13 protein-coding genes and 1 pseudogene are annotated in these 14,563 nt (G+C 62.4%); 12 read left to right on the forward strand and 2 right to left on the reverse strand.

The window, feature by feature from the left end; translation table 11 throughout:
• From EOC83_RS05350 to plsY, 7 genes and pseudogenes are all read left to right on the forward strand, one after another.
• Window positions 1-299, forward strand: a 299-nt coding sequence (locus EOC83_RS05350) for a 2-oxo acid dehydrogenase subunit E2 (RefSeq protein ID WP_206516552.1), incomplete at its 5' end; no start/stop codon positions are given.
• Window positions 300-448: 149 nt separating this feature from the next.
• Entirely contained in the window at window positions 449-1,084 is a 636-nt protein-coding gene (locus EOC83_RS05355; protein WP_013531484.1) for an SGNH/GDSL hydrolase family protein, read from the forward strand.
• A 12-nt stretch (window positions 1,085-1,096) separates the two neighbouring features.
• Window positions 1,097-2,542 carry a dihydrolipoyl dehydrogenase gene (lpdA, locus tag EOC83_RS05360; protein ID WP_063168048.1) on the forward strand — a complete coding sequence of 482 codons (1,446 nt, stop codon included), beginning with the start codon at window positions 1,097-1,099 and terminating at the stop codon, window positions 2,540-2,542.
• A gap of 89 nt (window positions 2,543-2,631) precedes the next feature.
• Complete coding sequence (locus EOC83_RS05365) at window positions 2,632-2,889, forward strand: GlsB/YeaQ/YmgE family stress response membrane protein (protein WP_013531486.1); 258 nt, start codon at window positions 2,632-2,634, stop codon at window positions 2,887-2,889.
• Window positions 2,890-3,027: 138 nt separating this feature from the next.
• A complete protein-coding gene (gene lipA, locus EOC83_RS05370; protein WP_024505190.1) occupies window positions 3,028-3,993 on the forward strand; it encodes a lipoyl synthase in 966 nt (321 codons plus the stop codon).
• 12 nt (window positions 3,994-4,005) lie between these two features.
• Complete coding sequence (locus EOC83_RS05375; RefSeq protein WP_013531488.1) at window positions 4,006-4,461, forward strand: type II toxin-antitoxin system RatA family toxin; 456 nt, start codon at window positions 4,006-4,008, stop codon at window positions 4,459-4,461.
• 9 nt (window positions 4,462-4,470) lie between these two features.
• Window positions 4,471-5,134, forward strand: a pseudogene (gene plsY, locus EOC83_RS05380) (glycerol-3-phosphate 1-O-acyltransferase PlsY).
• A gap of 45 nt (window positions 5,135-5,179) precedes the next feature.
• Here the strand turns inward: plsY and EOC83_RS05385 are convergent.
• Entirely contained in the window at window positions 5,180-5,662 is a 483-nt protein-coding gene (locus EOC83_RS05385) for a CinA family protein (RefSeq protein ID WP_063168047.1), read from the reverse strand.
• Window positions 5,659-6,888, reverse strand: a complete 1,230-nt coding sequence (locus tag EOC83_RS05390; RefSeq protein ID WP_013531491.1) for a bifunctional 2-C-methyl-D-erythritol 4-phosphate cytidylyltransferase/2-C-methyl-D-erythritol 2,4-cyclodiphosphate synthase — start codon at window positions 6,886-6,888, stop codon at window positions 5,659-5,661. The genes EOC83_RS05385 and EOC83_RS05390 overlap by 4 nt, the downstream gene beginning before the upstream one ends.
• A 243-nt stretch (window positions 6,889-7,131) precedes the next feature.
• Here EOC83_RS05390 and dusB point away from each other — a divergent pair, with 243 nt between their 5' ends.
• From dusB to EOC83_RS05415, 5 genes are all read left to right on the forward strand, one after another.
• Complete coding sequence (dusB, locus tag EOC83_RS05395; RefSeq protein ID WP_063168046.1) at window positions 7,132-8,160, forward strand: tRNA dihydrouridine synthase DusB; 1,029 nt, start codon at window positions 7,132-7,134, stop codon at window positions 8,158-8,160.
• On the forward strand, window positions 8,157-9,299 hold the full coding sequence (locus tag EOC83_RS05400) for a nitrogen regulation protein NR(II) (protein WP_013531493.1): 1,143 nt from the start codon (window positions 8,157-8,159) through the stop codon (window positions 9,297-9,299). Before dusB ends, EOC83_RS05400 begins: the two co-directional genes overlap by 4 nt.
• A complete protein-coding gene (gene ntrC / locus EOC83_RS05405; protein WP_024505195.1) occupies window positions 9,296-10,756 on the forward strand; it encodes a nitrogen regulation protein NR(I) in 1,461 nt (486 codons plus the stop codon). The genes EOC83_RS05400 and ntrC overlap by 4 nt, the downstream gene beginning before the upstream one ends.
• Window positions 10,757-10,886: 130 nt before the next feature.
• Entirely contained in the window at window positions 10,887-13,172 is a 2,286-nt protein-coding gene (locus EOC83_RS05410) for a PAS domain-containing sensor histidine kinase (RefSeq protein WP_063168045.1), read from the forward strand.
• Window positions 13,162-14,523, forward strand: a complete 1,362-nt coding sequence (locus EOC83_RS05415; RefSeq protein WP_013531496.1) for a sigma-54 dependent transcriptional regulator — start codon at window positions 13,162-13,164, stop codon at window positions 14,521-14,523. The genes EOC83_RS05410 and EOC83_RS05415 overlap by 11 nt, the downstream gene beginning before the upstream one ends.
• The last annotated feature ends 40 nt before the right edge of the window (window positions 14,524-14,563 follow it).

Below are 14,563 nucleotides of genomic sequence, written 5' to 3' on the forward strand. Positions count from 1 at the left end.
GCGCCCGCAGCCGCAGGCTGAAGCCGGAAGAGTATCAGGGTGGCACCACGGCGGTGTCCAATCTCGGCATGTTCGGCATCAAGGATTTTGCCGCGGTCATCAACCCGCCGCACGCGACCATCCTGGCGGTCGGCGCCGGCGAGGAGCGGGCGGTGGTCAAGAATGGCGAGATCAGAATAGCCACCGTGATGTCGGTGACGCTGTCGACCGACCACCGCGCCGTCGACGGTGCGCTGGGTGCCGAACTGCTGGTCGCCTTCAAGCGCCTGATCGAGAACCCGATGGGCATGCTGGTTTAGGGAAGCGAGAGGGCGGTGCGGATAGTCTTCACCAGCCTCTTCGCTTTCATCATTTCCGGATTCGCCACCGGACTGGCTGCTCGGAAACGGGCGGTCACAACCCATGGATGGCGGGTGAAGCGTGGGTTGATCGACGCGCAGGTGGGTGCATGAAGACGGTTCTTTGTTACGGCGACTCGCTGACCTGGGGCTACAATGCCGAAGGTGGCCGCCATGCGCTGGAAGACCGCTGGCCAAGCGTGCTGCAGGCCGGCCTTGGCAGTGGCGTCGAAGTTATCGCCGAAGGCCTCAATGGCCGCACCACCGCCTTCGACGACCACCTGGCCGGTGCTGATCGCAACGGCGCCAGGCTGCTGCCAACGGTGCTGACGACGCATGCGCCGATCGACCTGATTGTCATCATGCTCGGCGCCAACGACATGAAGCCGTGGATCCACGGCAATCCCGTCGCGGCCAAGCAGGGTATCCAGCGGCTGATCGACATCGTGCGCGGTCACGACTATCCGTTCGACTGGCCGGCGCCGCAGATCCTCATCGTTTCGCCGCCTGTCGTCAGTCGCACCGAAAATGCCGAATTCAAGGAAATGTTTGCCGGCGGCGACGACGCCTCGAAGTTTTTGGCACCGCAATATGCCGCGCTCGCCGATGAGGCCGGCTGCGGCTTCTTCGACGCCGGCAGCGTGGCGCAAACCACACCTCTCGACGGTGTTCATCTTGACGCCGAAAACACGCGAAACATCGGCGAGGCGCTGACACCAGTCGTGCGCGTCATGCTGGAATTGTGAAGGAGAAAACCCGTGGCTGAGAACTATGACGTCATCATCATCGGCTCCGGTCCCGGCGGCTATGTCACCGCGGTGCGTTCCGCGCAGCTCGGCTTCAAGACGGCGATCGTCGAGCGCGAGCATCTCGGCGGCATTTGCCTTAACTGGGGCTGCATCCCGACCAAGGCGCTGCTGCGCTCGGCCGAGATCATGCACTATTCGGATCACCTGAAGGATTACGGGCTGAAGCTCGACGGCAAGGTCAGCGTGGACACATCGGCCGTCGTTGACCGCTCGCGCAAGGTGTCGCTGCGGCTCAATGGCGGCGTTGCCTTCCTGATGAAGAAGAACAAGGTCGACGTCATCTGGGGCGAGGCCAAGCTTTCGAAGGCGGGCGAGATCGTCGTGTCCAAGACGGCCAAGAAGCCGATGGAGCCACAGCCGCCGGTGCCGAAAGGCGTCAAGGGCGAGGGCACCTATACCGCCAAGCACATCATCCTGGCGACCGGCGCCCGGCCACGCGCGCTGCCCGGCATCGAGCCGGACGGAAAGCTGATCTGGACCTATTTCGAGGCCATGGTGCCGAAGGAGATGCCGAAGTCGTTGCTCGTCATGGGGTCGGGCGCCATCGGCATCGAATTCGCCTCCTTCTACCGCACAATGGGCGCCGAGGTGACGGTGGTCGAATTGCTGCCGGCGGTGATGCCGGTCGAGGACGCCGAAGTCTCGAAGTTCGCGCAAAAGCAGTTCGAGAAGCAAGGCATGAAGATTATCCTCGAAGCCAAGGTGACCAAGGTCGAGAAGGGCACGAACTCGGTCACGGCGCATGTCGAGATGAAGGACGGCAAGGTCGAGAAGATCACCGCCGACCGGATGATCTCGGCCGTCGGCGTGCAAGGCAACATCGAGGGCCTCGGGCTTGAGGCGCTCGGCGTGAAGACGGATCGCGGCTGCGTCGTCATCGATGGTTACGGCAAGACCAATGTGCCGGGCATCTATGCCATCGGCGATGTCGCCGGCCCGCCGATGCTCGCCCACAAGGCCGAACATGAGGGTGTCGTGTGCATCGAGAAGATCGCTGATTTTCCTGGCGTACATGCCACCGACAAGCTGAAGATTCCGGGCTGCACCTACTGCAATCCGCAGGTCGCCTCGGTTGGCCTGACCGAAGCCAAGGCCAAGGCAGAGGGCTGGGATATCCGGGTCGGGCGCTTCCAGTTCGCCGCCAATGGCAAGGCGATCGCGCTCGGTGAGGATCAGGGCTTCATCAAGACCATCTTCGACAAGAAGACCGGTCAATTGCTCGGCGCCCACATGGTCGGCGCCGAAGTGACCGAACTGATCCAGGGCTTCGTCGTGGCGATGAACCTGGAGACGACCGAGGAAGAGCTGATGCACACCATCTTCCCGCACCCGACGCTGTCGGAGATGATGAAGGAAAGCGTGCTCGACGCCTATGGCCGCGCGCTCAACGCGTGATAGATTGAAAGCGCTGCTACAGATGGAACCCGGCGGCAAGGTACATCGTTTGCGGATGCACTTTCATCCATCACACAAGGAGAAGGCATATGCACCTGAATGGCGTCGGCTGGATAGCAGCCATCATCATCGGCGGCCTGGCAGGCTGGTTCGCCGAAATGTTCATGAAGAGCAACACCGGCATCTTCATGAACATCGTTATGGGCATCGTCGGCGCGATCGTGCTGAACGCCATTCTGCAGGCTCTCAATTTTGGCCCGTTCGGCGTCGGCTGGATTGCCTATCTGATCACCGGCTTTATCGGCGCCTGCCTACTGATCTGGGCAGGACGCCTGGTGCGCCGCTGACATCACTGAAGAGCTGCCATGCGAAAAAGGCTGTTGCGGCATGCGCCGCAGCGGCCTTTTTCTTTGCGCCGAAAAGTCCTAGATGACGTTATCACAACGAACGCCTGACTGGCGCTCGCCAATGAACCAGGTTTCCCGATGGTCACTGTCCTCGATACGATCGCCAACGCACCGCGCCTGCGGCATCCCGAAAAGGCGCACAAGCCTGATCAGGATGTCCTGCGCAAGCCCGACTGGATACGCGTCAAGGCGCCGATGTCGAAGGGCTATGCCGAAACGCGCGAAATCGTGAAGTCGCACAAGCTGGTGACGGTCTGCGAAGAGGCCGGCTGCCCCAACATCGGCGAGTGCTGGGAAAAGAAGCACGCCACCTTCATGATCATGGGCGAGATCTGCACCCGCGCCTGCGCTTTCTGCAACGTCGCCACGGGCATTCCAACCGCTCTTGACCCGGATGAACCGGCCCGCGTCGCGCATGCGGTCAAGCAGATGGGCCTTACCCATGTCGTCATCACCTCGGTCGACCGCGACGATCTCGCCGATGGCGGTGCGCAGCATTTCGCCGAGGTCATCCGCGCCATCCGGGCGGCGACGCCGCTGACGACGATCGAAATCCTGACGCCCGACTTCCTGCGCAAGGACGGCGCGCTGGAGATCGTCGTGGCGGCCAAACCCGACGTCTTCAACCACAATCTCGAAACCGTTCCGTCGAACTATCTGACGGTTCGTCCGGGCGCCCGCTATTTCCATTCGATCCGGCTGTTGCAGCGGGTCAAGGAGCTTGATCCGTCGATCTTCACCAAGTCCGGCATCATGGTGGGGCTGGGCGAAGAACGGAATGAAATCCTGCAGTTGATGGACGATCTGCGTTCGGCCAATGTCGACTTCATGACCATAGGCCAGTATCTGCAGCCGTCGAAGAAGCACCACCCGGTGATCCGCTTTGTTACGCCGGAGGAGTTCAAATCCTTTGAGACGATCGGCCGGACCAAGGGTTTCCTGCTGGTGGCGTCCAGCCCGCTGACGCGTTCATCGCATCACGCCGGCGACGATTTCGCCAAGCTGCGTGCGGCACGGGAAGCGATTCTCAAGAAATCAGCTTAATCAGCCGGTTTCATGCCAAAATTCGAAGCTACCCGACGCGTATCCCATACACCCGAGCAGATGTTCGCTTTGGTCGCCGATGTTGAATCCTATCCGCAATTCCTGCCGCTTTGCGAAGCGCTGACGGTTCGCTCGCGCAAGGAGCGTGACGGGCGTACCGTTCTCCTTGCCGACATGAGCATCGGCTACAAGGCGATCCGCGAAACCTTCACGACGCAGGTACTGCTGAAGCCCGACGAGAACACCATCGACGTGAAGTACATCGACGGGCCGTTCAAATATTTGAGCAATGTCTGGCGTTTCGAACCCGACGGCGCCGGTTGCGCCGTCCGCTTCTTCATCGACTACGAGTTCAAGAGCCGTATTCTGGGCGCGGTCATGGGAACCATGTTCGATCGTGCCTTCCGCATGTTCGCCGAAGCCTTTGAGAAGCGCGCCGACGTCATCTACGGTACAAAACCGTCTTGAGGCTTGCGCATGCTTTTCTGGATAGCAAGCACCGTTGGACTGGCGATCGCCTATCTCTTCGGTTCAATGCCCACGGGTTATCTGGCGGGGAAGCTGCTCAAGGGCATCGATATCCGGGAGCATGGCTCCAAATCCACCGGGGCAACGAACGTCTTGCGGGTCTTGGGAAAATGGCCGGCGTTGGTGGTGTTGCTGGTGGATGTGCTGAAAGGTGCTGGGGCGATCGTCTTTGCCCGCTGGGTTCATCACGTTGCCGTTGGTTACGCTATCGACCCCGCTTGACCTGCAAGCCTGGGTGCCTTGGGCTGTTTGCCTGGCCGGAATTGCCGTGTTGTTGGGACATGGCCGTTCGATCTGGTTGAATTTCACAGGTGGCAAATCCGCTGCGACGGGGCTTGGCGTGTTGCTGGCTCTGTCTTGGCCGGTAGGTGTGGGGGCTGCGGCGGCTTTTGGTGCTGTGCTGGCTACGTCTCGGATAGTTTCCCTGAGTTCGATGGTAGCGGCGTTGACCGCGATCGCCCTCATCTGTGGCCTGGAGCAACCGTTGGCCTATCGGTTGCTGGTGATTGCGGGCAGCATCTACGTGGTTATGCGCCATCGTGCCAATATTCAGCGGCTGCTGGCTGGGACGGAGCCACACTTGGGGCAAAGCAGCCCGGAATCGAAAACGTAGCCGCAAATCCGGCTTTCGGGTCCGCCCGCCCAACGTTTTATAATCCTATCCGAGTGCTTGCAGGCCCAGTTCCAGCGCTTGCCGGACCGTTTCGCGACGGATGAAATCGCGGCCTTTGTCTGCAAAGAGTTGGTGCTCGGCGACAATCGGTCGGCCGTCCAGCGCAACCCCGAACCAGACCAGGCCGACCGGTTTTTCCGCCGAACCGCCGCCAGGCCCGGCGATCCCGGTAACCGCCAGGGTCAGCCCGGCGCGCGAACGGGTAAGCGCGCCTGTCGCCATTTCGATCGCAGTCTCGCGCGAAACCGCCCCATGCGCATCGAGCGTGGCGGCGGAAACGCCGAGCATGTCCATCTTGGCTTCGTTGGAATAGGCGATGAAGCCGCGATCGACCACGGCGGACGAGCCCGCGATGTCGGTGAGTGCCGCGATGATCATGCCGCCGGTGCAGCTTTCCGCCGTTGCCAGCATGATGCCGCGTTTCTGGCAGGCTTGCAGCAAGGCATTTGCCAGGTCGCTGTTGGTCATTCCGGCACCTCGCCGGGAAACACCACGCTGGCAGTGGCGATCGCCGCAATGCCTTCCTCGCGCCCGACGAAGCCGAGCTTCTCGTTGGTTGTCGCCTTGATCGAGATGCGATCCGCGGAAATTGCCAGCATCTGCGACAGGGCTGCCGTCATCGCCTCGCGGTGCGGGCCGACGCGCGGCGCTTCGCAGATCAACGTGATATCGGCATTGGCGATGCGGCCGCCGCGCTCGCGCACCAGCCCTGCCGCATGCTCGACGAAGATCCGCGATGCAGCGCCTTTCCACTGCGGGTCGGACGGCGGAAAATGCGTACCGATGTCGCCGGCGCCGCAGGTCGCCAGCAACGCATCGGTCAGAGCATGCAGACCGACATCGGCGTCGGAATGGCCGGACAGTTTCTTGTCGTGTGCAATGGCGACTCCACACAGTGTAACATGGTCGCCGGGCTCGAAAGCATGGACGTCGTAGCCATTGCCGGTCCGGATGTCGGGAAAGCGCACACGTTCGCCGGAAAGCCGCTGGTCCGCCATGGCAATATCCCGTGCCCAGGTGAGTTTGACATTGTCCGGCGAGCCCGGAACGATCTTGACCGGAATATGCGCCCATTCGGCGATCGCGGCATCGTCGGTAAAATCCATTTTTCCCAGATGATGGGCTTTCTCGTGCGCGGCAAGGATGGGCCAGAACGGAAAGCCCTGCGGCGTTTGCGCCGCGTGAAGACCGCTGCGCGAAACGGTTTCGCCAACCACGCCGGAGGCCGACTCGCGCTTCAGCGTGTCGGCGACGGGCAAAGCGGGCAATGCGCCCTCGCGCTCGCCGATGGCGGCGATGGTGCGATCTATCAGGTCCGCATCGACAAACGGACGCACGGCATCGTGGATCAGAACCTGCCCCGGCGCGTGGTCTCTAAGGGCAAGCAGGCCGAGCCGGACGGATTCCTGCCTGGTCGCCCCGCCGATAACGGCGCTAACGCGCTCGGCGTTGGTGCCCGCCGCCTGCCGGAACAGTTCATGGTCGTCGGCATGAATGGCGACGACGATCTCGCTGGTCCGCGGGTGGGCCAGAAAAATGTCAAGCGTGTGTGCGATAACGGCAAAGCCGCCAATGTGTTGATATTGCTTCGGTCCGTTGGCCTGTCCGGCGCGCGCACCACGGCCGGCCGCGACGATTACCACCGCGACCTTGCCATCCGCACTCGAAACGTGATTTTCACTTGCGTCAGTCATTGCAGATTGGCTTAGCGCACGATCCCGAAAAGTGTAATCGGTTTTCGGCAAAGATCGTGCGTCAAATATGAATCCCAAAGCGTCCTTTGCGCGTCCCACGGGGCGCGCGGCGCTTTGGCCGCACCCAGTCCCGAAGGCCAGCATTTTTCCGATTGCGCCTTAATGTGGCGTCATTCCGCGTTGCACATTGCGGCCGATATGGCTAGAGAATGTGCAACGAATGAAGATGCTTGGTTTTTGTGCATGGTTAATTTGACCAAATTGGCCGCGCCGCTTAACGTCGGCGGCGTGAAACTCCGCAATCGCGTGTTCCTCGCGCCGATGTCGGGCATTACGGACGAGCCGTTCCGGCAGCGTGCCCACGCGCATGGTGCGGGCTTGGTCGTGTCCGAAATGGTTGCCAGCGGCGAGCTCGCCAAGGGCAGGGCCGGTTTCAACCTGCGCATACGCCACTCCGGCCTGCCCGTCCATATGGTTCAGCTTGCAGGCCGCGAGGCGATGCACATGGCCGAAGGTGCCAGAATCGCCGCCGGCGAGGGCGCCGACATTATCGACATCAACATGGGATGCCCGGCCAAGAAGGTCACCGGCGGTTATGCCGGCTCGGCATTGATGCTGGATCTCGACCACGCACTGTCGCTGATCGACGCCGTTGTCGGCGCGGTCGAGGTGCCAGTGACGGTCAAGATGCGGCTTGGCTGGGACGAAGGCGCGCTCAACGCGCCGATGCTGGCGCGCCGCGCCGAGCAGGCCGGTGTCAGCATGGTGACCGTGCACGGCCGAACGCGCTGCCAGTTCTATCAGGGCAAGGCCGACTGGCGCGCCATCGCCCGCGTCAAGGAAGCCGTGTCCATCCCGGTCGTCGCCAATGGTGACGTCTCTTCGCCGGCGGAAGCGGCCGACATTCTCGATCAATCGGGTGCCGACGCCGTGATGATTGGCCGTGCCCATTATGGCGCGCCTTGGATCGCAGGTGGCGTTGCGGCCGCAGCGACAGGCGAAGCGACGCCAAATATTCCACAGAACCCGACGGCGCTCGCCGACTACATCGTGGCCCACTATGAGGATATGCTGGCGCTCTACGGCGCCGAAAGCGGCCTGCGCCAGGCGCGCAAGCATCTTGGCTGGTATCTTGATCGGCATGCCGGCGGCGTAGCCGACGACAGCCGAAAGGCCATACTGACCGCATTCGAGCCCGCGCGCGTCATTGCCTTGCTGCGCGATGTGTTTTCGCGCGATCCGCAACCTTTGACCCTGCGGAGTGCCGCATGAACGCCGCCGCCGGCCAAGGCGCTGAAATGGCGGATGCCGCCCAGATCGTACTCAACACCATCCGCCGCCCGGTGATCATGATCAGCGAGGAAGGCTTCATCACCTTTGCCAACGCCGACGCGGAGGACTTCTTTCGTTCAAGCGCGACCATGCTCGCCCGCAACACGCTGTCAAAACTCATTCCCTTCGGCAGCCCGCTGCTGACGCTGGTCGACCAGGTGCGCGAGCGCCTGGCACCGGTCAACGAGTATCGCGTCGACGTGTCGTCGCCGCGTCTCGGCATCGAGAAGGTCGTCGATCTCTATGTCGCGCCGGTACCGGAATTTCCGGGCTCGGTGGTGGTTATGTTCCAGGAACGGTCGATGGCCGACAAGATCGACCGGCAGATGACGCATCGGGGCGCAGCGCGCTCGGTCACCGGCCTGGCCGCGATGCTTGCCCATGAGATCAAGAACCCGCTCTCCGGCATCCGCGGCGCTGCCCAGTTGCTGGAACTGTCGGCTTCCGACGAAGACCGTGCGCTGACGCGGCTGATCACCGACGAGACCGACCGCATCGTGTCGCTGGTCGATCGCATGGAGGTGTTTTCCGACGAGCGGCCGATCGACCGCTACCCCGTCAACATCCATGTCGTGCTCGACCATGTGAAGGCCATTGCCAAGAACGGTTTTGCCAAGAGAATCAAGATATTGGAGGACTATGATCCTTCGTTGCCTCCGGTGTTTGCCAACCGCGACCAGTTGATCCAGGTGTTCCTCAACCTGGTCAAGAACGCCGCCGAGGCGATCGGCAGTGACCCGCAGGGCGAGATCGTGCTGTCGACCGCCTTCCGGCCAGGCATCCGTGTTTCAGTGCCGGGCACGCAGGACCGCGTGTCGCTGCCGCTGGAGTTCTGTGTGCGCGACAATGGCTCCGGCGTCTCGGAAGACATCTTGCCGATCCTGTTCGACCCGTTCATCACCACCAAGCCGAACGGCTCGGGGCTGGGGCTGGCGCTGGTCGCCAAAATCGTCGGCGAACATGGCGGCATCATCGAATGCGAATCGACGCCGCGCGGGACCACATTCCGCATCCTGATGCCGGCCTGGAAAGAAGCGCCATACGGCGCCGATGAAGACGGTGAAGGAGACCGCAAATGACCGTTCGCGGCAATATTCTCGTCGCCGACGACGATGCGGCGATCCGCACTGTCCTCAACCAGGCGCTTTCGCGCGTCGGCCACGAGGTGCGCGTCACCTCCAATGCTTCGACTTTGTGGCGCTGGGTGGCGGCGGGCGAGGGCGATCTGGTCATCACCGATGTGGTGATGCCGGACGAGAACGCCTTCGACATGCTGCCGCGCATCAAGAAGGCGAGGCCGGAACTGCCGGTCATCGTCATGAGCGCCCAGAACACCTTCATGACGGCGATCCGCGCGTCTGAAACCGGCGCCTATGAGTATCTGCCCAAGCCGTTCGACCTGACCGAACTGCTCAACATCGTCAACCGGGCGCTTTCCGAGCCGCGACGGCCGAAGATCGATGCGCGGCCGGAAGAGCAGCCCGATGCAATGCCGCTGGTCGGCCGTTCGGCCGCCATGCAGGACATCTACCGCATGCTGGCGCGCATGATGCAGACCGACCTGACGGTGATGATCTCGGGCGAATCCGGCACCGGCAAGGAACTGGTGGCGCGCGCGCTGCATGAATATGGCCGCCGCCGTGGCGGCCCGTTCGTCGCCATCAACATGGCGGCGATCCCGCGCGACCTGATCGAATCGGAACTGTTCGGTCACGAGAAGGGCGCCTTCACCGGCGCGCAGAATCGCTCGACCGGACGCTTCGAGCAGGCTGAAGGCGGCACGCTGTTCCTCGATGAAATCGGCGACATGCCGATGGAGGCGCAGACCCGCCTGCTGCGCGTGCTCCAGCAGGGCGAATACACGACGGTTGGCGGACGCACGCCGATCAAGACCGACGTGCGCATCGTCGCCGCCACCAACAAGGATCTGCGCACCCTGATCAACCAGGGGCTTTTTCGCGAGGATCTGTTCTATCGCCTCAACGTGGTGCCGCTCCGGCTGCCCGCGCTGCGTGAGCGCTCCGAGGATGTGCCCGACCTTGTCCGCCACTTCTTCAAGCTCGGCGAAATGGAAGGCCTGCAGACCAAGCGCATTTCTTCCGGCGGCATCGAGTTGATGAAGCGCTATCCGTGGCCGGGCAATGTGCGCGAACTGGAAAACCTGGTTCGCAGGCTCGCCGCGCTCTATTCGCAGGACGAGATTTCCGCCGAGATCATCGAGGCCGAGCTCAAGACCGGCGAACGTCCCGTGGTGCCGGGTGGCGGCAATCTCATTCCCGACGATTTGTCGATCGGCCAGGCGGTCGAGCACTTCCTGCAACGCTATTTCGCCTCGTTTGCCGGCGATTTGCCACCTGCCGGGCTTTATCAACGCATCCTGTCCGAGGTCGAGTTTCCACTCGTCCTGGCCTCGATGACGGCAACCCGCGGCAACCAGATCAAGGCCGCGGAACTGCTTGGCTTGAACCGCAACACGCTGCGCAAGAAGATCCGCGAACTTGGCGTCAACGTCTACAAATCGTCGCGCCAGGGCTGAGCCTTTGATCTGAACCCGCGCTCTTTTCAGGGGATCGGCTCGCGAAAGATTTCCGTCTCGGTCACACTTGTTGCATAATCGCCACAATGCGTTGCATACATCCGACGCAATCATGGCACTAGACGGCGACATGGCCCCGCAGGCACCGACAACAAACCAACCGCTTTTCAGCGAACCCGGCGCTCGTGACGGGCGCCGGCTGCTTGCGCTGCCAGGCGTGATCGCGGTCGTCGGCGCGCTGATGACGGCGGCGATCTCGTTCACCATCCTCGTTGGCGCCACGCCGATCACACCGAACGAGTCGACGACGCTGGCGTTGATTGCCCTCAACGCGGCTTTCGTCCTGATTCTTATCGCGCTGGTCGGGCGTGAGGTGCACCGCATCCTGATGGCGCGCCGGCATGGCAAGGCCGCTTCGCGGCTGCATGTGCGCATTGTCGCCATGTTCGCCCTGGTTGCCGCCATTCCGGCCATCATGGTGGCCATCATCGCGTCGATCACGCTCGACATCGGCCTCGACCGCTGGTTCGAGATCCGCACCAAGACGATCGTCAATTCGTCGCTGTCGATCGCCGACGCCTATGTTCAGGAAAATGCCCGCAACCTGCAGGGTACGACACTGTCCATGGCCTATGATCTCGATGCGTCACGCACACTCTACGGCCTTGATCGTACCGGCTTTCTCGACCTGATGAACAAGGAAGCCGTGGGCCGTTCGCTGGCTCATGCGGCGCTGATCAAACCTGACGGCTCTTTCGTCATGAGCGCCAAGACCGACACGGATTTTGCCATGCCTGAGCCGCCGGAAGGCGCCGTGGCCAGCGCTGCCGACGGCAAGCCGGTGCTGATCGAGCCGAAAACGCGCAACATCATGGGCGCCATCGTCAAGCTGCGCGAGATCGAAGGGCTCTATCTCTATACCATTCGCCTCGTCGATCCGGAGGTCATCAAGGCGCGGCAGATCGTCAGGTCCAACACCGACGAATATCGGGGGCTGGAAGACAACCGCCGCACCTCGCAGGTGGCCTTCGCGCTGCCCTATCTTTCGCTCACCCTCATCATCATCCTGTCCGCGATCTGGACCGGCATTGCGGTCGCCGACCGTCTGGTGCGGCCCATTCGCCAGCTCATCGGCGCCGCCGACGAAGTGGCGACCGGCAATCTCGACGTCGCGGTTCCGGTCAGGCCCTCGGACGGCGATGTCGCCTCGCTCGGCGATACGTTCAACAAAATGCTTCTCGAACTGAAATCGCAGCGCAACGAGATCCTGTCGGCCAAGGACCTGATCGACGAGAGGCGACGCTTCTCCGAAGCCGTGCTTGCCGGCGTTACCGCCGGCGTCATCGGCGTCGATCCCTACGGCATCGTCACCATCGTCAACCGCTCGGCCGAAGCGATGCTGGCCATATCCGCCAGCGCAGCCCTTGGGCAGAACCTTTCCGCCGTGCTGCCGCATGTCGGCCGCGTCTTCGAAATCGGCCGCAAGTCCGGCAAACCCGTCTATCGCGAGCAGGTGACCTTCTACCGCGCCGGCGCCGAGCGGACCTTCAACGTTCAGATCACCATCGAGGCCGGCGATGACGGCTCGGAGGAAAAGTCCTATGTCGTGACGGTTGACGACATCACCGACCTGGTCCAGGCGCAGCGCTCGTCGGCTTGGGCGGATGTGGCGCGGCGTATCGCCCACGAGATCAAGAACCCGCTGACGCCGATCCAGCTCTCGGCCGAACGCATCAAGCGCCGCTATGGCAAGGTGATTACCGAGGACCGCGAGGTTTTCGACCAGTGCACCGACACCATCATTCGTCAGGTCGAGGATATCGGCCGTATGGTCGACGAATTCTCGGCGTTCGCGCGCATGCCGAAGCCCGAGATGAAGGCCATAGATCTGCGCGAATCGCTGCGCGAGGCCTCGTTCCTGGTCGAGGTCAGCCGCGCCGACATCACCTTCGAGCGGACCTTCGGCAGCGAGCCGCTGAAGGGCACGTTCGACAGCCGGCTGATGGCGCAGGCTTTCGGCAATGTGATCAAGAACGCCGCCGAGGCAATCGACGGATTGGAACAGAAGGATGGTTCGCACGGCATAATCCGGATTCAGGCCGGGCGCCAGAATGGTGTGATTCGAATCGACGTCATCGACAATGGCAAAGGCCTGCCGCGCGAGAATCGCCAACGGCTGCTCGAGCCCTACATGACCACACGCGAGAAGGGCACCGGACTTGGCCTCGCTATCGTCAAGAAGATCGTGGAGGACCATGGTGGCAGGCTGGAACTACACGATGCTCCTGCGGACTTCCACGATGGGCGCGGCGCGATGATCAGCATCATCCTGCCGCCTGCGGCCGCAACGGCTCCGCGCGGCGAAAGCAGGGCGGAAAACGAAAGAGAAACTGAAAAGGTCGGTAATGGCGTCTGATATTCTCATCGTCGATGACGAGGAAGACATCCGTGAACTCGTCGCGGGCATACTGAGCGACGAAGGTCACGAAACCCGCACGGCATTCGATGCCGACAGCGCGCTCGCTGCTATAGCTGATCGCGCGCCGCGGCTGATTTTCCTCGACATCTGGCTGCAGGGCTCGCGTCTCGACGGGCTGGCGCTGCTCGACGAGATCAAGACGATGCATCCGACCTTGCCGGTGGTGATGATTTCCGGCCACGGCAACATCGAAACGGCGGTCTCCGCCATCCGTCGCGGCGCCTATGACTTCATCGAAAAACCGTTCAAGGCCGACAGGCTGATCCTTATTGCCGAACGTGCGCTCGAGACCTCGAAATTGCGGCGCGAGGTTTCCGACCTCAAGCTGCGCAGCGGTGAAACCTTCGATCTGATCGGCATGTCGTCGGCGATGAGCCAGTTGCGTCAGACCATCGAACGCGTCGCGCCGACCAACAGCCGCGTGATGATCATCGGCCCGTCTGGCTCGGGCAAGGAACTGGCCGCGCGCGCCATCCACACGCTGTCGGCGCGCAAGGGCGCGCCTTTCGTGACGCTGAGCGCCGCCAACATCACGCCCGAGCGTATGGAGATCGAACTGTTCGGCACCGAATCGAATGGCGTCGAGCGCAAGGTCGGCGCGCTCGAGGAGGCCCATCGCGGCATCCTCTACATCGACGAGGTGGCCGACATGCCGCGCGAGACGCAGAACAAGATCCTGCGCGTGCTGGTCGAGCAGCAGTTCGAGCGGGTAGGGGGAACCAAGCGGGTCAAGGTCGATGTCCGCATCATCTCTTCCACGTCGCAGAACCTCGAAGCGATGATCGCCGACGGGCGTTTCCGCGAGGATCTTTACCATCGCCTCGCGGTGGTTCCGGTCATCGTGCCGGGATTGGCCGAGCGGCGCGAGGATATTCCCTACCTCGTCGACAATTTCATGAAGCAGATCGCCCGCCAGGCCGGCATCAAGCCGCGCCGCATCGGCGACGACGCGCTGGCCGTGCTGCAGGCGCACAACTGGCCGGGCAACGTTCGCCAGCTGCGCAATAATGTCGAGCGCCTGATGATCCTGGCGCGCGGCGACGACGTCGATGCGCCGATCACCGCTGATCTGTTGCCGGCCGAGATCGGCGATGTCATGCCGCGCACCCCGAATCAATCCGACCAACACATCATGGCGCTGCCGCTCCGCGAAGCGCGTGAGCAGTTCGAGAAGGATTACCTGATCGCCCAGATCAACCGGTTCGGCGGCAACATCTCGAAAACCGCCGAGTTCATCGGCATGGAGCGCTCCGCTCTGCATCGCAAGCTGAAGTCCCTGGGCGTCTAAGCGCGACGTCCGACCAGCCGCGCGTGGTCCAACCATTTGC

This window comes from Mesorhizobium sp. Primo-A (genome assembly GCF_003997175.1).
In the GTDB taxonomy this organism is placed as follows: Bacteria; Pseudomonadota; Alphaproteobacteria; order Rhizobiales; family Rhizobiaceae; genus Mesorhizobium; species Mesorhizobium ciceri.